Origin of the sequence: Synechococcus sp. KORDI-100 (assembly GCF_000737535.1) — a bacterium.
Classification (GTDB): Bacteria; Cyanobacteriota; Cyanobacteriia; order PCC-6307; family Cyanobiaceae; genus Parasynechococcus.
In genome coordinates this window covers 614,569-631,079 of record NZ_CP006269.1, presented here as the reverse complement: position 1 = coordinate 631,079, position 16,511 = coordinate 614,569, and the positions used below count along the sequence as shown (strand labels likewise).

Sequence of the window (16,511 nt, the reverse complement as noted above, 5' to 3'; positions counted from 1 at the left end):
TGGCAGCGACGCCAAGCAATCCATCAAAGGTGAGGCTGCAAAAACTCACCAAACTAAGAGATTGGTGCATGGGCAGAATCTCATTTCTCTCCTTAAGAGGGTCGGACCTCGATGCACAGGCCATCACGAACGAGCATCTTGAAATACTCAGATCTGTTGATTCCGAATCAACTCTTTGGCTGAAGGTCGAGGAGAGGAATTGAATCCACCCTTGGCGGATTCACTGGAGAGACGCAAGCCGAAGAAAGCCGTCGTGACGACCGCAAGAAGAGCGACGATTGAAAGTCGAGCTGATAACATCGACAACAATTAAGAAGACGGATCAAGGCGCATAGATATGAATACAGACTCTTCTTTTCTGAGCCAATCAATCCTCACTTATGCACGTATCAAATGTTACGGGCAGCCAGCCCAATGAGCACAACAGCACCAAAAATCAGACGCTCATCAAGCAATGTGAGCCTCAGAAAGACTCAATCACTGGTTCTTTCAAAACCTTCAGAGCACCAATGGATTGATATCGAGATCAAAGAAGGGCTTCTAAGAATTTCGACGCATCAAGAGCTTGAGCAGGGAGATATCACCATGGCGATCATGTCACCCCTTGAATGTGGAAAGTTTCGCTATCCGAAATCCTGCCAACTAATGATCGAAGCACTCGCAGACACCAACCTCGTGATCTGCTTCAATGCGGAATATCATCATCATGACGACGACTTTTTGAATGATTGGCTTCTAGCTCTTCATTTTGTGCGCAATCCCGCGAAGGCTGACGAACGCCTCCTGGCACTACTCAGATTACTTTCCGAACGCTTTGGAAAGAGAACAACCGAAGGATTTCAACTAGAGTTTCTGTTGCCTCACTCACGCATCGCAGAAATGATCGGGGCCACACGGTCAACGGTCAGTCGAACTTTAAGTGCCATGAGAAAGTCCCGCCTAATCGCTGTAGACGAACTTCGCGAAACGCTGGTTATTTATATACAAGATTAATCCCTTCCACACCGACAAGAACCACCTTTCCATTTGGAGCATTTCGACTTTTTACAGCCCTTCTTCTTTTGCATTAACACGGTGACTACAAGCTTCGAATCGGCAAGCGCCATCTGCGATGTTTAATCCATCCAAAATTAGCACCTCAGGACAATCGAGACAAATTCGGTCATTCTTCTTTAATTAAGACCTGACCAAGCCCGATGCCACATGTAAAAAAAATCACCCTGCAAGCCAACATAAAGCAATGGCAAAAGGATGACATGATGCTAAAAAACTGCAGTTGTCCTGATGGATAACTCACACCAACCTGTCGGGCCAACCTCTGGCTGGCCTGATTTTCCGAATTGGGCCGATCGCAAGTATAAAAAGTCACGTCCATCAAGATCGTTTTATGTAGTTGAAACTACTTTTCTCTCCACAATAAAAAAGCCCACTCTCGGGCATTTCCTGTGTGAGGAATCTCATGAAGCTTTTCCAGCAACTGCTGGTGGCTCCCGCTGCTCTGGGCCTTCTGGCCCCTTTGGCTGTTGTCAACAGTCCTGCAGCCCATGCCGCTGAGCTGAAGATCAACAGCGTGTCCGACTACACGGACGTCGCCGACAGCGAAGAGCAGGTCACCAGCATCACCCAGTTCTCTGACGTCTACCCGACCGACTGGGCCTACCAGGCTCTCGCCAGCCTGATCGAGCGTTACGGCTGTGTTGCCGGTTATCCCAACGGCACCTTCGGCGGCAACCGGGCCATGACCCGTTATGAGGCAGCTGCCCTTCTCAACGCCTGTCTCGACCGCATCACTGAGGTCACCGACGAACTGCGTCGCCTGATCAAGGAATTCGAAAGAGAACTCGCCATCATCCGCGGCCGCGTCGATGGCCTCGAGGCCCGCGTCGGTGAACTGGAAGCCACCCAGTTCTCCACCACTACCAAACTGAAAGGACAGGCAGACTTCTTCACTGGCGGAATTAAGTATGCCGATCGCGATGAATGCAATGAAGAAGAGCCCGGTGAATGCACCAGCGACGCCTTTAACTTCTCTTACAGGCTCACACTTAACCTGAACACCTCGTTCACTGGAAAAGATCTTCTGTATACCCGTTTAAGAGCGGGGAACATGGATAACCAGTGGACACAAACTGATTCCTATCTTGCAGACGCCAAAAAAGGTGACAGCACGCTGAAGGTTGACAAACTCTGGTACACCTTCCCATTTGGTTCTGGATTCAAAGCCACCGTTGGTGCTCTGATCGAGAACTACTACATGATCGAGACGCCAACGCGTTACAAGCCAATCTTGAAAGCCTTCAAGCTCGGTGGCTATGGAGCAGTGCTTGGTGCCAGCACCGGCCAGGGTTTTGGTGTGCAGTGGCGGCAGCAAGTTTCACCTGGTGAACCTGCCTTGAATATCGCAGCCAACTATGTTGCCGACGGAGGAGATGGCGCCAAGGGCGATTCGAAGGAAGGCTTATTCGGTGAAAACACTGATGCTTACTTTCTGAGCCAGATCGGTTACGGAAATCGGCAGTGGCACATATCAGCTCTGTATGCCTTGAAGAACGCTGGTCAAAAAGAGGTCTGCGTCACCGACGAGGCAGGTTTGGAAAGCTGCAGCATTTCCTCTGGCGCCAAAGCGGCGATGGGATATTCCACTCCCCGTGCCAAGGATCTTGGTCATCCTCTGAGCGCCGTTGGCCTGCGTGGTTACTGGTCTCCAATCGACAGCGGCTGGATTCCCTCCATCAGTGCTGGTATCGACTTCGGTTTTGCTGATGGTCAGTTCGACGGCAACGCTGAAGCCGTCAAAGGCTGGATGGTTGGCCTGAACTGGAAAGATGCGTTCATGGATGGCAACAAACTTGGAGTGGGCTTCGGCTCCTATTCAAGCTATGCCACATCGGTGAAGGGTCAGGGGTGGCCTGATGACGAGAACTTCGCTGTTGAGGTCTATTACGACTTCCGAGTCACAGACAACATCCAAGTGACGCCTGCGATTTTCTGGGTGGATGACGCCTATGGACAGGAGCAACTCCCTGGTCAGAACAAATTTGGTGGACTTGTCAAAACCACCTTCAAATTCTGATCAGTCAAGAGCTGATTCGAACCAACAGACGCAAGGGAGCATCACCGATGCTCCCTTTTTTTCGACGACGATTGGTTGGCATCAAAAAAGCCACCTCTGGAGGCGGCTTTAAAACATGATGAGTAAGTGATTCACCAACAATTCTCGCCTTCTCCAATGGGCACACAAACATCTTCTTGTTCGGCCTTTTCCTCTAGAGCGGTAGCGTCGGCATCGAGTGTGCTTTTCTCGTCAACACCTTGATCAGTATTCCACTCCTTCAACCCGCCGGCATCCTGGGAGTAGGCAGACTGAACTGATCCTGTGGCCACAATCAGCGACGACGCCGCCAGAAAAATCGAGACAGGAGACAGCCTTGCCATTATGAGTTATGTAAAATTCAATTATTATTCAACTCCTTCCAGACGCATGCAAAAATGATTCCGTTCCAAGTAACAAATGGCACAACTTCAGCCTGATAAGCGCCTGACGGCGTTCACATACGACTGATAAATCAGATCTAGCTCATCAGAACGACCATGTTTCGCCAGGAGTGATCGAGCGCCTGCCTCAAGATTAAACAACAACAAGCGGTCTTCACTGGATCGCACATAACTCTCGATCCAACCAACGCAGGCTAAACGCGTGCCCTGGGCAATTGGACGAACGCAGTGGAGAGCGGTGCTTGGATAAAGGAAGATATGGCCTGGCGGCAAACGAACATCATGACTGTCCTGTGACGACTGTATCGATAAGTCTCCGCCTTGATAATGATCTAAATTAGACAAGAAAATGGTGAAAGACAGATCCCTTCTCCCATGTTTTGAAAACGGATTGTCAACATGCCAGCCATAACCATCCCCTTCTTCACACTTGGAAAACATAACCGAATGCACGCGTTTTACAAGAGAAAAGCTTTTAACCAAGGGGCTCGCGACCAATCTCCTGGTCACAAGATCAATCCCAGACATCGCTTCTGAGGACTCAGGGTCAAGTTGTTTGTTCTGTTTAACAGCAGACGCAAATTCGCCTGCTGTTAAGCTGCCATCTCGCCAGAGCGTTGGGTCACGACTCAACAGGTCAACAAGGGTAACAACATCATTCCTTTCAAGCAGAGGCGTTGATAAGTAGTCCATTCCCAACACTGATCCCGAGCCAAGAGTAAACGAGCCTGGAACGTGACATTTTATACTGCCTGATAGGGCAATTAGCACAGCCAACAAGCGCTGTCTGTTTACAGTTCAATAAACCTTCTTGTCTTCAATGAACAAGGCGATCATCAGCACAGTTGCGATTGGTGCCTTATGCATTCCTTTCGCTAGTGCCCAAGCCTTTGCCAAGGAAGTTCGCGTTTACTCAGGACGTCACTACAACACCGACAGAGAGGCGTTCAAAGCCTTTAGCCAATCAACAGGGATTAAGGTAAGACTGATTGAAGCAACTGGCATCTCGCTGGTGGAGCGATTGAAGCGCGAAGGCGCAAATTCTCAAGCTGATGTAATTCTTCTGGTTGATGCCGCAAGAATCAATAACGCTGCAAACGCAGGATTATTGGCACCAGTGCAATCAAGCCTCCTCAACAAGGAAGTACCGAAACAATATCGAGATCCCGGCAACCGTTGGTTTGGCCTAACACGACGTGTTCGTGCCATCATCGTCAATCCCAAAATCGTTAGTCCCGGATCGATCAAAACATATGCTGATTTAGCCAATCCAAAATTCAAGGGGAAACTCTGTCTTAGAAAACGGAAAAATGTGTACAATCAGTCGCTTGTTGCTGATCAAATTGTACTGAAAGGGCGCAACAAGGCGTCGCAATGGGTCAAGGGAATGGTGGAAAATGTCGAACAACCATTTTTCGGAGGTGACAGTTCACTGATTCGAGCCGTCGGCCAAGGTAAATGCGGCATTGGAGTGGTTAATCATTACTACCTGGCAAGAATGCAAGCAGGAAAGTCGGGTTCAAAAGACCAGACTCTAACCAAAAATATTAAATTGATCATGCCAAATCCAGCACACGTGAACATCAGTGCTGCGGGAGTCGCGAAGTCTGCCAAAAATAAAAAAGAAGCCATCCGCTTGATCGAGTTTTTAGCATCTCCAAAAGGGAGTGCTCAACTGGCTGGTCCTACCTTCGAGTACCCTCTTAGGGGGTACGGGTCTGCTTCTCAACTGAAAGCATTTGGCACGTTCAAGCCAGATAATGTTTCAATCAGCGCACTTGGTGTAAACCAAAAATTAGCCATCCAAATCATGGCAGCAAATGGCTGGAAGTAAGAAAGAGTCTTGAGTAATGAGATTGAGAATGCCTATCATTAGACACCTTGCAATATAACGAGATTGAGAATGCCTATCATTAAAGGAGGGGAAAATCGCACGATCTTCCCCTCACTTTGTGGTCGGATCTGTATGGTCAGTGCATCATGTCTTTAAAAGGGTGAGCGCATCATGACGTCAACGTCCAACATCAGCCAAGCGGACAGCAGCGTTCGCATGGGTCCCTTCGGCAGAGCGGTTGCCGAAGCCATGGACCCTGAACTACTGGCGGCTTTTCAGCAACACCTCAACATGGAGCGACATGCCCATGCCGCTTATTTTGCTGCTGCCATTTGGTTTGCTGAACGGGAGCTGAGAGGATTCGCCCGCTATTTCAGAGCAGAATCACAGAGTGAGCATGATCATGCTGCTCAATTTGGCGAATATCTGATCGCCAGAGGGCAAACCGTCGAACTGCATCCATTGGAGGCGCCTCGCCAAACCTGGACCACTGCGGAGGAGATTATGAAAAGCTCTTTCCTCATGGAAGCTGATGTCACCACATCGCTGCATCAGCTTTATGCCTTGGCAGAGAGTGCCAGCGACGTTCGTACAACAGTTTTTCTGGATCCGATGATTGACAAACAGATTCAAGCTGAAAATGAATTCGCTCATTTGTTGGGAAGAGTGCGGTTCGCTGACCAACAGCCTTCAGCAATCCTCATCATTGACAATGAGCTGGACGAAGGACGTCATCAGCCCGCTACATTGCAAAACGGCTGAAGACCGATCAGGTTTGATGGACCAAGAAGGATGGGCGGTCCCGCTCATCCTTCTTGGCTTGATGAATGATGAAGGTCTTAGTACCACTGATGTCGGTAATAAATCATTCAATCAAATGATCAAAACATACAGTTTGGCCTGACATTCAGGAAACAGCATAATTTTAGCGTCGAAACAAACACGTATTCCGATAGGCTCAAATCAGTAGCCACATTGCTGCATGCCCGGCTCATTACCAGCAATTAACTACCCCATTACGACTCAAAATTCTCGGGTTAATTCATATCAACTAGATCGAGACGATTTCAATCAAGCCGACAAAGACGACGGCATACAGGACGTGATCAATAAGTGCTATAGACAGATCTATTTTCATGCAATGGCCTGCGACAGAGAGCCTTATTTAGAATCACAACTACAAAATCGAAGTATTACTGTTCGAGATTTTGTTCGAGGATTGTTACTCTCAGAGAGATTTTACCGTGGCTACATACAGTGCAATAGCAACAAACGTCTCGCAAAGCAGGTTATCGGTCGAGTGTTCGGACGCTATTCCTACAATGACGATGAGCTTAGGGCGTGTTCAATTTTAATTGCATCCAAGGGATTTGCTTATTTTGTAGATACCCTTCTCAACTCAGACGAATACATCAATCGATTTGGATATGACAGTGTGCCATTTCAAGTCAAGAGAGTGCTGCCAGGAAGGAGCACTGGCTCAACTCCCATTAATCAAGTCCTCCCAAGGTATTCAGATGACTGGAAACAAACTCTGATCAACCGAATGATGCTGATGTCAATCAGCGATCACGCAAGGTTTAATCAGAATAAAACTAAAATCGCATCCTTGATCTATGAGAAACCGAAAGGAAAATCACTGATTGCATGGATAGCAGGACTTTTCGTGAGTGGTGGCGTAATCTTGTGGCTGACCATAACCATTGCTACAACAATGTTTACCATCCGCTGATCAAAAACGGTGATCAGCGCACATCATGACAACGAATACTGGGTCTTTGATCATCTACATCCATGCCGACATATGTGAGGATTGCCCACTATCAAATTAACGAGTAATATGGTTTACAATATGATCAATATGACAACAAATTGAGGGGCATTAAATGCACCATGCGTGACAACAAAAAGAGCAAAAATAGATGTCAATGCAAACAAATGAATGACTGTAATATTGAAAATACTGAAATCAACTCGAGTGGAGTGCTTGCTCACTGGTTTTTCCTAATAGGCAACCACAACTGCCTTCTGAACAGAAAGCTGAGCGGAAGGACGCGAAAAACCATGCAGCTGTGTTTCAGAAGCGGTAGCGACTTGATGATCGTTCTGACGCCCTTTGAGAAACAACCATTGGAATCCGGCTGCACAACCAAGAATCAGACCAAAGCAGGAAATACATCCTGTCAGACCTACAAGTGCGTTAAGAAAAGACGGCGTCGCTCGATTGCTCCAATGATTTAATCAACATGGACTTCCTAGACTTAATTGCATAGCATTTAATATCTCTCATGATTGATTTTGGAGAAATAAAGAGATGCTCACTAATCGATTGATATGTCCACCCTTGCTTTCTTAATGCCACCGCAATCCGAAGTCGCTTTGAGCGCCATCCATGGGCAGGACCGAGATATCTGGAAATTCGTTGGTTTGACTGAGTCATTCATCTTTAGTTTTGAATAGCCTAACAGCCAAGCTAATTTGCATGAGATCATTAAAGACAATCTGGGCCCTCGATCGAGACAAAGTCTGTAAAATAAAAAACAACCAATGGTAATCATTTGATCCACATCTCTATCAACCCAGCACGAACGAAAAGAGAGTTTGACTTAATCTCCCCCATTGAGAGCCCTGTTGAATGGCTTACTTTCATGTTCAACTGAATACACCAGATGGGATTCAGGAATTTGAATGCCCTGACGATGAATACATTCTGGAAGCAGCTGAAAATGCTGGCATCGATATGACGTACTCATGCAGAGCAGGTGCCTGTAGCTCCTGCGCTGCAAAAATCATCGATGGCACACTCGATCAAAGAGATCAGAGCTTTCTTGATCATCAGCAAATGCAATCGGGTTACGCATTACTCTGTGTCGCCTATGCGACGTCACAACTGGTGCTTAGGACCAACTGTGAAGAAGAGATATGGTGAGCTGATCAAGATGGCAATTCAAGGATTTTTGATGAGCATCGAGCCATTCCTCAAGTCATCAGGTGCAAAAGCCAACGACCATCAATACAGCACTACGAGCCAGAGGAACTGATCCTTGGTAACAAATTACACAAAAAGGATTATCAAACAAAACGAGCACACATTGGCGTAATAAATGATCTTATGAGGCAATGATTATTTATCACTCGCAAAAAGTAGTGTGAACCAAAAAGAGAAATAGACGGCCAAAAACATTAGGTTTTTTATGCCCCACGCAAACTTTCATGCAATCCTACGGGAACCCATCGGTCTCTTATGACTGGTGGGCAGGCAACTCGGGAGTTGCCAAACGTTCAGGTTCATTCATTGCAGCCCATGCCGCCCATGCTGGCCTGATCATGTTTTGGGCTGGAGCATTCACTCTTTTTGAACTAGCCCGCTACGACCTTGCCATTCCCATGGGAGATCAAGGTCTGATTCTGCTTCCACATCTCGCCTCCCTCGGCTTAGGTCTTGGAGAGGCGGGAACAATCGTGAATACGGAACCTTATATCGCTATTGCAGCTTTTCATCTGGTGTCCTCAGCAGTGCTGGGAGCAGCTGGAATCTGGCACACCTTAAGAGCTCCAAAGGATCTTTCCGAAGCGGAAGGACGCGCCAACCGTTTCCACTTTGAATGGGACGATCCCAAAAAACTGACTTTCATCCTTGGCCATCACCTCATTTTTCTTGGTCTGGGCGTGATTGCTTTTGTGGAATGGGCCAAACGACATGGGATCTATGACACAGCGATTGGAGCTGTAAGAAAAGTCGAGCCAACGATAGATTTGGGCATGGTCTGGGGTTATCAGACCCATTTCCTCACGATCAACAGTCTGGAAGATGTGATGGGCGGCCATGCCGTTCTGGCATTCATTCTCACCATCGGCGGCGTCTGGCACATTGTCACGACACCCTTTGGACCCTTCAAAAAGGTGTTGATTTATTCTGGTGAGGCCATCCTGTCCTATTCCCTCGCTGGAATCGCCCTGATGGGCTTTGTGACGAGTATTTGGTGTGCACAAAATACAACGATTTATCCAGTTGAATTTTATGGGGAGGCACTCAAACTCAATTTTGCTTTTTCACCCTATTTCAGTGACACCGCATCGGTTATTGGTGGTGGTCATACGGCAAGGGCATGGCTTGCCAACACACACTTTTACTTAGCCTTCTTCTTCCTTCAAGGTCATTTCTGGCACGCACTGAGAAGCATGGGCTTCAACTTCAAAAGCGTCTCCCAGGCGTTCGAATCCATGGATACAGCAAAAATTAGCTGAGGTCCAAGTTGAAGCTCGTTGACGCCCCCCTCTTGAGGGGGGCTTTTGATGCATATCAATACCAAAAGAACAGGCTCATCGAATCTTCAATCAAATTCTAATTCAAATTCAATCCTGAAGATGATCCTGCTTGCCTGCAACGGGGCCACGAAGATCGACGGTGGCGGATTGAAGTTTAAAATGATGAATGGTGACCAGATGAAGCTGATCTAGCTTCTCAAACCAATGATCCCATGTCGATGCTCCTTCAGAACGATATTGGATCTGACCTGACAGTGATGTCATTCGATGGCTAATTTTTTTCAGCATAGACAAGCCTCAAACTATATGAGTTAAAAAAACACACAAAAGCACTCGTCAACGAACAGCTTTAGGCAACATTTTTTACCCTTGTACGGGAGTGTCAATGCAAAAGTAAGATTGACAATCAATTAAAAGCTGATGGCACAGGCCAGCGCAGAGGAAAGTGTTTCAGACGTTGTTTCAATTTATCTAAATGCTGTAACTTTCAGAAGAATATCAATCCTTGCCCTACAACAACTTGAGGCTTTAAAAGCGGCTGCAGATGATTGTGACAAACGCTTGATTCAAAGCATCGATCGCATGGTGAAGGCTAAAAGCATCACGCTTGTAGCATTGGAATCATCAAATCAGCAGACTCCGACGTGTAGCATTTAATGCCTATTCATGTCTCAAGTGGAGACATATCGGTTCGCCGCCAGCGGAGAATTAAGAAAATCCTCTCCAGATGCTTGCACCTGAAATTTTATGGCTTGATCTCCAACCAAGCCTCTATTGCTTCAACTGCAGACTCAGTCGCTTGTTAACAGAACGTAGGACTGTAAGGCGTTGGTCGTTTCAACATGATCCTGATGAAGCCTGCACCATCTCACTGGTTCACGATCTTCTGCGCCAAACGATTATCAACTCAGGCCAATATCCTCACCTCGTTGCACATGGATTCAGTGGCATCGTTGCATCTCTATTTGCAAGCCAACATCCAGAGCTTATTCAATCCTTGACATTGCTTTCCGTTGACACAACAACGGCCAATCAATGGACATCTCATTACCATGCGATGCGAAATCAACTGCCATGCTCTCGATCTCGACTCTTAGAACATTTAACCTCTCTCCTTTTTGAAAGTGAAGAACCACGAATTTATTCCGCGTTGGCCAAAATCATGGCCAAATGTCTTGATACGAACTTTGTGACTAGCTCCTTAGTCACCCATGAACTGAATCGCTCACTGACGATCTCTTCTGTTCCAACATTAGTCATCAATGGAGAAAACGACTTTGTTGTAGACCGCCATGCCCAAGAGCGTTGGACATCAAAACTGAAACCTGGCGACCGTTATTTGTCAGTTCCCAACAGTCGCCACTTTTTTCACTTCCATCATCCAGAAACTGTTGTTCAGGGGATAGATGCATTTCTGGATATGGTCCCAATAACGTCAAGCCTCGAATGGTCGTCTAAACATCTTATTTCTAATCAATCCAATCATTCATAATGGCAGACTCTTCAATTTACGACGTTGTAATTATTGGCGGCGGTCCTGCAGGATGCAGTTGTGCTCTCTATACATCAAGGTCATCTTTAAAGACTTGTATCTTAGATAAAAATCCAAATGTGGGCGCATTAGCAATCACGCACAAAATTGCAAACTATCCAGGCTTTCATCAAGACGTGTCAGGTTTTGATCTACTTAAAGCGATGAGAGAACAGGCAATTTCCTATGGTTGCGACTATCTTCAAGCTCAGGTTTACGGTGTTGACCTTACAAGTGAGATTAAAACTGTTTACACACCTGAAGGAGAGTTTCGGGGAAGAACACTGGTTTTGGCTACCGGTGCGATGGGCCGTACGTCAACTCTCCCCGGCGAATCGGAATTCCTTGGTCGCGGGGTCAGTTATTGCGCAACCTGCGATGCTGCTTTTTATAAGGGGGAAGATGTTGCTGTCTATGGCTCAAACCAAGAGGCTGTAGACGAAGCTCTCGTCCTTACTAAATTTGCAACAACAGTTCATTGGATCACCAACACAAAGCCCAAAAAATCGATCATTGGAGCTGAAAAGTTATTAACCTCTTCCAATGTCAGACATTGGGAACGAACACGCCTCATTTCGATTTGCGGGAACGTAGAAGGTGTTGAAAAGATTGAAATTAAGTCAGCGTCGGAGAACAACCCTATCCACTTAAATATTTCGGGAATATTTGTCTACGCAACTGGCACACTCCCCATTACTGATTTCCTTCACGGTCAAGTGCCTGTGAATTCCGATGGAGGTATCAAGGTCAGCGACAATATGGAAACAGAAGCTCAGGGGGTTTGGGCGATCGGTGATATCCGAAACACACCGTATAAACAAGCCGTCGTTGCTTGCTCGGACGGCTGTATTGCTGCAATGTCCATCGATAAATTTCTGAATCAACGCAAAGACATTCGTGTGGACTGGGTGCATCAATAGAGAAAGCACCAATTCTGGCGCTTTCTCTATTCTGAAATCAAGCCTCAGAACTAATTTGTTGAACCCAAGCTTTTAACCGTTGATCGGTTAATTCCGATTCATTATCCTCATCAATCGCGAGACCACAAAATTTTCCATCAATGACACTCTTTGATTCATCAAAATCATAGCCCTCGGTTGAGACTTTGCCGATCAGCTTTGCACCTGACTGCAGGAAAGCCGTGTAAAGCTCTTCCATTGCGTCGCAGAAATAATCTGAATACCCAGAAGAATCACCAAGGCCAACGATCGCTACAGGCTTACCTGCAAAATCAAGGCTGGGGATCTCTTGAACATAGTCGTCCCATGCAGTTCCAGAACGAGCTTCATCAGCTCCAGTATTCCAGGTTGGAATGCAGCAGATCAATCCCTCTGCCGCTGCGAGCTCATCGGCTGAGCCAATGTTGTCGACATCTTTTGCTTCTACTCCTGGTAGAAGCTCCTTAAGACGATCAGCAACATCCTCAGTTTTTCCTGTAGACGTTGCAAAGAAAATGGTGAAGGCCATGGCAATGCTGTTACCTAATAAATTTTCTCTCCATCAATCGCGAATATCCTGATCCATGATCAAGAGGCCTGTAGCTCTTATCTATTCTGCTTGAAAATATGGTTTTCATTCAAGATTATTTGATTGATCTGGAGTGATTTTTGCTACTTAGTAATCATGGTTAGTCCGTTCGCTTGCCACTGATGAGTCCAGGATGGTTGCAGATCTGAGTACAGCACTCGAAGGTTTGCCGAAACTCGGATAAGGCCTGATCAAAGCCTGCTTCCCTAACACGCGCCAACCATCTTTGTCGTTCATCAGAGTTGGATTCAATATGTTCAACAAACCGTTCCAACATTTTTTTGCCTGCTAACACCACTGTCCACGTCTATTCAAATGAACGATAGAACAGTCACCATAAACTTGGCAAAGAAAGAGACCAGCCCTTGTTATCACAGATACAAAGTGTGGTTAATAAGATCATATCCTTTAATCTACAAACAACAGATAAAAACCCTCTCATAACATTAGAGAGGGTTCTTGAGCCTTGGACGGGACGTTTCGAATCTAACCAAATTTAAATTGATGTGAGAGCAGATGGTTATCAAAACCCCTCCACCCTCTGTCGACCATCACGACAAAAGGTGGCTGGTCATGGGGCTGCCGATCCCGTCCAAGGACGACTTCAGTATTATCGGCAAGCCCGTTCAAAAAGAAGAATTGAATGAGTAATTTTCGTGTATCCAATGAACAACGAAGCTAGATCCAATGACCATTTCAAATTCTTCTTGATAAGACGATCTCTCAGCATTCTGTGAGGCATAGAAAGCTGAGATTTAAGGATGATCGCCTCCGAGAGATCGGTTGTCGCTCCTTCTCTCGAATTGGTTCCCGGATGTGAACCAATTCAATTATTGATGAGAATCTTCGAATGATGCGTACGATCTGGTCTCCACCCAAAGCACTGATGTTTCACATCAATGTTGTTGATTTAATCAGGAGAACGGCACTTGAAGAACAGGTGCACGAGACGTGAGCGTTCGTGCTCTGTTGAGTTGCTCCTTGAGCAATTGTAGTTGTACAGAATGACAGCAAACCTCGACTTCAAGTCTTGTATGGATGCGCTCAATCTTCTGACAACGACGTTGCCAGATCTGCTGCTCATGGTGGAGCCGCTGACGCAATGACCGACTTCCGCAGCGTGGATATGCCCGATGCAATGCATCAAGGCGACGGCGAATCCAGGCAACCTCTCGAAGAAGCGTTCCAACAACGGTGTCCGACATGGTCTTCACCCTGGTCAGAAACTCAGCGGAGAACTGTCGATCAGCTCAGGAGAAAAGCGCATCGTGAGATCGGCACCACTCATCTCGAGCAGATCTGCCTGACGCCATTTCGAGAGCAATCGTGTTGTGGTGACCCGAGTGGCTCCAATCAGTTCCCCGAAGCGATCATGGGTCAGACGAAAGGGCAACTGGAAGGCATCGCTGCAACGAAGACCCAGGCGATTCACCAAAAGCGCCAGCAAGGCGTGCAGACGTTGCTCCGCCTGACCGAGATGACGAACGCGCAGCAGCTGAAGGGTCCATTCGTTCACAGCATCCATCCCCAGCTCATCGGCGCCGACGGCATCACGCCGGAACTTGAGAGCCGTCAGTGCTTCAACACAAGCGCCATCACTGCATAACCGATCGGTCCGCAACCGATCTCCCGACTGCAGGAACGCCAACGTCATCCCCTCGGTCTCCTCACAGGGGCAGTAAACCCTGCAGATGCCCTCCATCACTTCCAGAACGGTTGCCTGGCCACGACCAGCCGGGTCGAGAAGAACGGTTTGCAGCCTCGGCATCGCCATCGGCGCAACCGGATCATCCGGCAGGAAGCGATAGGCGGACACGGTCACGACACCTGAAATTGAGAATTACTTGCAAGAGTACTGAGTTGCTCCTAAAAATGCAAGTCATTCTCAATAGCAATAACGGGTCGTACAACGTCTGATTTCGGTGTCAAACCATCACCTCGACCTGTTGTGGCTGGGCGTCATCGGTGTGCGATGTCGACCATCTGGTGGGACGGCTCTCCGGGCTGCCCGCCTGTTGGTTTCTGCAAGGAAAAATCACTACATTTTCAAAACCTCTGAGACCAGTTGTGCGGAAAGGCATCGCCTCACTGTTGGGTGCATCCGCGGCCTGCGCTCTCCTTGCTGCAGGGCCCGTCGTTGCGGTCGAACCGATCACAGGACTGCATCAATTCAGTGATGTCAGGCCGACGGACTGGGCCTACCAAGCCCTCAGCCAACTGGTTGATCGCTATTGCTGCGTCGCGGGCTTCAGCGATGGCCGTTTTCTGGGTGAGCATGCAATCACGCGCTACGAAGCCGCCGCACTGCTGAACGCCTGCCTGAACGAGATCAGCCTGGTCACCGACGAGCTGCAGAGTCTGATCAAGGAATTTGAAAACGAGCTCGCTCTGATTCGCGGACGCGTGGATGGTTTGGAAGCTGACCTGGAGGAACTGGAAGCCAGTCAGTTCTCCACCACCACCACCTTGCGTGGGCAGGCCTATGTGGTGGTCAACGCCAATGCCTTCAAGGGCTCGGCGGGGACGCTCAGACGTGAGGCCAACAGGATTCTCGGCTCCGCCAATGTGCTGTTTGATCTTGAACTGGATCTCGCGACCAGCTTCAGCGGAAAAGACCTGCTGCTGACCAAGCTGCGCACCGGCAGCTTCAGCGCCAACAACAGCCTCAGTGGTGTCCCCACCAATCAGTCGGCGCTGAACATCGCATATTCCTCCAACGATGCAGGCACCCCGGTCCTCTCCGTCGACAAGCTCTTCTATCAGTTTCCGCTTGGATCAAGCCTCAGCTTCACAGTGGGCCCCAACGTGGGTCAGGACGACATGTTCGGGATGTACCCAAGCCTGTATGGCGATGACGCAATCCTGAACGTCTCGGCACTGGCTGGTGCCCCCCTGGCTTACAACCAGAACCAAGGGGCCGGCGCCGGAATCATCTGGTCCGGGGAAGGTGGCTTCAGCCTGACGGCCAGCTATGTCGCCATCAACGGCAACAGCGACAACACTCAGCAGGGTGGCATCGCCACATCCTCAGCCGGAGGGACGGCCACCGTTCAGGCGGGTTATCAGAACGGGCCCTGGGCCTTGGCTGTCGTGTACTCAGGACTGCAGAACGGCAACTGGCTCGAGCCCTACGGCACACCCCTACTGAACGACAGCCTGCAAAACAACAGCGGCTTTACCCATGCTTTAGGGCTGGGGGGCTCCTGGCAGCCAGCAGACAGCGGTTGGATTCCCTCGATCAGTGCCGGCTGGGGGATCAACTCAACCTCCTATGACCCAGGCGTGCAGCGGGACGGCCTGGCGGAGATCAGCCAGTCATGGACCGTGGCACTGCAGTGGGATGAAGTGTTTCTTCAGGGCAACAAGGCAGGCATGGCTGTGGGGCAGCCGGTGTTCGCCACCAGCCTTTATGGAGATGACACCCCGGACGATGGCAATTACGTGTGGGAATGGTGGTATCAGTTTCAGGTGACAGACAACATCAGCATCACACCGGCGCTGTTTTACCTCTCACGTCCGCTTGGCCAGGAAACTCCTGGTGGACGACGTTTTCAGCAACTGGGCGGACTGGTGATGACCTCCTTCAGTTTCTGAGTTCGCAGAGGTCTCGATCGAAGCGGTGCCAATCGAACTGGAAGAACCCGAGCCTCGGGTGGCGTTGTTTCCCGACCACTCCTCTTCATTCAGGCCATCAAAGTTGCTGATCAGCTGACAGATGGATCGATCCAAAACAGTTGATCACTCGACAACACGGATTGAGCCGGTCTTTCGAAGCAGGGGAGCTGCAGAGAAGCGAGCGATCAATCAAACCAAGGAGTTCGTTTCAAGGATTCAAACAAAGATGTCCAGACCAAT

Annotated in this window: 17 protein-coding genes; 12 read left to right on the top strand and 5 right to left on the bottom strand. The window is 48.4% G+C overall.

Annotation, left to right across the window (positions count from 1 at the left end):
* Positions 1-414 precede the first annotated feature (414 nt).
* On the top strand, positions 415-993 hold the full coding sequence (locus KR100_RS02970) for a helix-turn-helix domain-containing protein (RefSeq protein ID WP_162176472.1): 579 nt from the start codon (positions 415-417) through the stop codon (positions 991-993).
* A gap of 466 nt (positions 994-1,459) precedes the next feature.
* Complete coding sequence (locus tag KR100_RS02965; RefSeq protein WP_038543071.1) at positions 1,460-3,073, top strand: iron uptake porin; 1,614 nt, start codon at positions 1,460-1,462, stop codon at positions 3,071-3,073.
* Between the two features lie 131 nt (positions 3,074-3,204).
* Here the strand turns inward: KR100_RS02965 and KR100_RS02960 are convergent, their stop codons facing one another.
* Positions 3,205-3,435 carry a hypothetical protein gene (locus KR100_RS02960; RefSeq protein WP_038543069.1) on the bottom strand — a complete coding sequence of 77 codons (231 nt, stop codon included), beginning with the start codon at positions 3,433-3,435 and terminating at the stop codon, positions 3,205-3,207.
* A gap of 87 nt (positions 3,436-3,522) precedes the next feature.
* Positions 3,523-4,188 carry a Fe2+-dependent dioxygenase gene (locus tag KR100_RS14740; protein WP_071839824.1) on the bottom strand — a complete coding sequence of 222 codons (666 nt, stop codon included), beginning with the start codon at positions 4,186-4,188 and terminating at the stop codon, positions 3,523-3,525.
* A gap of 127 nt (positions 4,189-4,315) precedes the next feature.
* On the opposite strand from KR100_RS14740, the gene KR100_RS02955 reads away from it, so the two are divergent.
* From KR100_RS02955 to KR100_RS02935, 5 genes are all read left to right on the top strand, one after another.
* On the top strand, positions 4,316-5,329 hold the full coding sequence (locus KR100_RS02955; protein WP_038543067.1) for an extracellular solute-binding protein: 1,014 nt from the start codon (positions 4,316-4,318) through the stop codon (positions 5,327-5,329).
* 171 nt (positions 5,330-5,500) lie between these two features.
* Positions 5,501-6,091 (top strand): ferritin, encoded by a 591-nt coding sequence (locus KR100_RS02950; protein WP_038543065.1) that lies wholly within the window; start codon positions 5,501-5,503, stop codon positions 6,089-6,091.
* Between the two features lie 220 nt (positions 6,092-6,311).
* On the top strand, positions 6,312-7,061 hold the full coding sequence (locus tag KR100_RS02945) for a phycobilisome rod-core linker polypeptide (RefSeq protein WP_038543063.1): 750 nt from the start codon (positions 6,312-6,314) through the stop codon (positions 7,059-7,061).
* 903 nt (positions 7,062-7,964) lie between these two features.
* Positions 7,965-8,258: a 2Fe-2S iron-sulfur cluster-binding protein gene (locus KR100_RS14735; RefSeq protein WP_071839823.1), complete on the top strand. Its 294-nt coding sequence runs from the start codon at positions 7,965-7,967 to the stop codon at positions 8,256-8,258.
* A 284-nt stretch (positions 8,259-8,542) separates the two neighbouring features.
* Positions 8,543-9,577 carry a chlorophyll a/b binding light-harvesting protein gene (locus KR100_RS02935; RefSeq protein ID WP_038543060.1) on the top strand — a complete coding sequence of 345 codons (1,035 nt, stop codon included), beginning with the start codon at positions 8,543-8,545 and terminating at the stop codon, positions 9,575-9,577.
* 108 nt (positions 9,578-9,685) lie between these two features.
* On the opposite strand, the gene KR100_RS15590 is transcribed toward KR100_RS02935, so the two are convergent.
* Positions 9,686-9,892: a hypothetical protein gene (locus KR100_RS15590; protein WP_156097886.1), complete on the bottom strand. Its 207-nt coding sequence runs from the start codon at positions 9,890-9,892 to the stop codon at positions 9,686-9,688.
* A gap of 126 nt (positions 9,893-10,018) precedes the next feature.
* Between KR100_RS15590 and KR100_RS15585 the strand changes: the two genes are divergently transcribed.
* The 3 genes from KR100_RS15585 to KR100_RS02930 all read left to right on the top strand — a co-directional run bounded on the left by KR100_RS15585 (position 10,019) and on the right by KR100_RS02930 (position 12,049).
* Complete coding sequence (locus KR100_RS15585; protein WP_156097885.1) at positions 10,019-10,255, top strand: hypothetical protein; 237 nt, start codon at positions 10,019-10,021, stop codon at positions 10,253-10,255.
* Between the two features lie 70 nt (positions 10,256-10,325).
* Positions 10,326-11,090, top strand: coding sequence for an alpha/beta fold hydrolase (locus tag KR100_RS15580; RefSeq protein ID WP_071839822.1), 765 nt, complete (start codon positions 10,326-10,328; stop codon positions 11,088-11,090).
* Entirely contained in the window at positions 11,090-12,049 is a 960-nt protein-coding gene (locus tag KR100_RS02930) for an NAD(P)/FAD-dependent oxidoreductase (RefSeq protein ID WP_038543057.1), read from the top strand. The genes KR100_RS15580 and KR100_RS02930 overlap by 1 nt, the downstream gene beginning before the upstream one ends.
* A 37-nt stretch (positions 12,050-12,086) precedes the next feature.
* Here KR100_RS02930 and fldA read toward each other — a convergent pair whose 3' ends face one another.
* Positions 12,087-12,596 (bottom strand): flavodoxin FldA, encoded by a 510-nt coding sequence (fldA, locus tag KR100_RS02925; RefSeq protein ID WP_038543055.1) that lies wholly within the window; start codon positions 12,594-12,596, stop codon positions 12,087-12,089.
* A 576-nt stretch (positions 12,597-13,172) separates the two neighbouring features.
* Between fldA and KR100_RS16875 the strand changes: the two genes are divergently transcribed.
* Positions 13,173-13,307, top strand: coding sequence for a hypothetical protein (locus tag KR100_RS16875; RefSeq protein WP_255347490.1), 135 nt, complete (start codon positions 13,173-13,175; stop codon positions 13,305-13,307).
* A gap of 568 nt (positions 13,308-13,875) precedes the next feature.
* On the opposite strand, the gene KR100_RS02920 is transcribed toward KR100_RS16875, so the two are convergent.
* Positions 13,876-14,424: a Crp/Fnr family transcriptional regulator gene (locus KR100_RS02920; RefSeq protein WP_038547760.1), complete on the bottom strand. Its 549-nt coding sequence runs from the start codon at positions 14,422-14,424 to the stop codon at positions 13,876-13,878.
* Between the two features lie 299 nt (positions 14,425-14,723).
* Between KR100_RS02920 and KR100_RS02915 the strand changes: the two genes are divergently transcribed.
* A complete protein-coding gene (locus KR100_RS02915) occupies positions 14,724-16,250 on the top strand; it encodes an iron uptake porin (protein WP_239420391.1) in 1,527 nt (508 codons plus the stop codon).
* Positions 16,251-16,511: the final 261 nt, after the last annotated feature.

Bases quoted from the DNA above. Each gene is read 5' to 3' on its own strand.
- fldA (WP_038543055.1), bottom strand. From the start codon at position 12,596: ATGGCCTTCACCATTTTCTTTGCAACGTCTACAGGAAAAACTGAGGAT.
- KR100_RS02950 (WP_038543065.1), top strand. From the start codon at position 5,501: ATGACGTCAACGTCCAACATCAGCCAAGCGGACAGCAGCGTTCGCATG.
- KR100_RS02930 (WP_038543057.1), top strand. From the start codon at position 11,090: ATGGCAGACTCTTCAATTTACGACGTTGTAATTATTGGCGGCGGTCCT.
- KR100_RS02970 (WP_162176472.1), top strand. From the start codon at position 415: ATGAGCACAACAGCACCAAAAATCAGACGCTCATCAAGCAATGTGAGC.
- KR100_RS02920 (WP_038547760.1), bottom strand. From the start codon at position 14,424: ATGCCGAGGCTGCAAACCGTTCTTCTCGACCCGGCTGGTCGTGGCCAG.
- KR100_RS14740 (WP_071839824.1), bottom strand. From the start codon at position 4,188: ATGGACTACTTATCAACGCCTCTGCTTGAAAGGAATGATGTTGTTACC.
- KR100_RS14735 (WP_071839823.1), top strand. From the start codon at position 7,965: ATGGCTTACTTTCATGTTCAACTGAATACACCAGATGGGATTCAGGAA.
- KR100_RS15585 (WP_156097885.1), top strand. From the start codon at position 10,019: ATGGCACAGGCCAGCGCAGAGGAAAGTGTTTCAGACGTTGTTTCAATT.
- KR100_RS02955 (WP_038543067.1), top strand. From the start codon at position 4,316: ATGAACAAGGCGATCATCAGCACAGTTGCGATTGGTGCCTTATGCATT.
- KR100_RS02960 (WP_038543069.1), bottom strand. From the start codon at position 3,435: ATGGCAAGGCTGTCTCCTGTCTCGATTTTTCTGGCGGCGTCGTCGCTG.
- KR100_RS16875 (WP_255347490.1), top strand. From the start codon at position 13,173: ATGGTTATCAAAACCCCTCCACCCTCTGTCGACCATCACGACAAAAGG.
- KR100_RS02935 (WP_038543060.1), top strand. From the start codon at position 8,543: ATGCAATCCTACGGGAACCCATCGGTCTCTTATGACTGGTGGGCAGGC.
- KR100_RS15580 (WP_071839822.1), top strand. From the start codon at position 10,326: ATGCTTGCACCTGAAATTTTATGGCTTGATCTCCAACCAAGCCTCTAT.
- KR100_RS02965 (WP_038543071.1), top strand. From the start codon at position 1,460: ATGAAGCTTTTCCAGCAACTGCTGGTGGCTCCCGCTGCTCTGGGCCTT.
- KR100_RS02945 (WP_038543063.1), top strand. From the start codon at position 6,312: ATGCCCGGCTCATTACCAGCAATTAACTACCCCATTACGACTCAAAAT.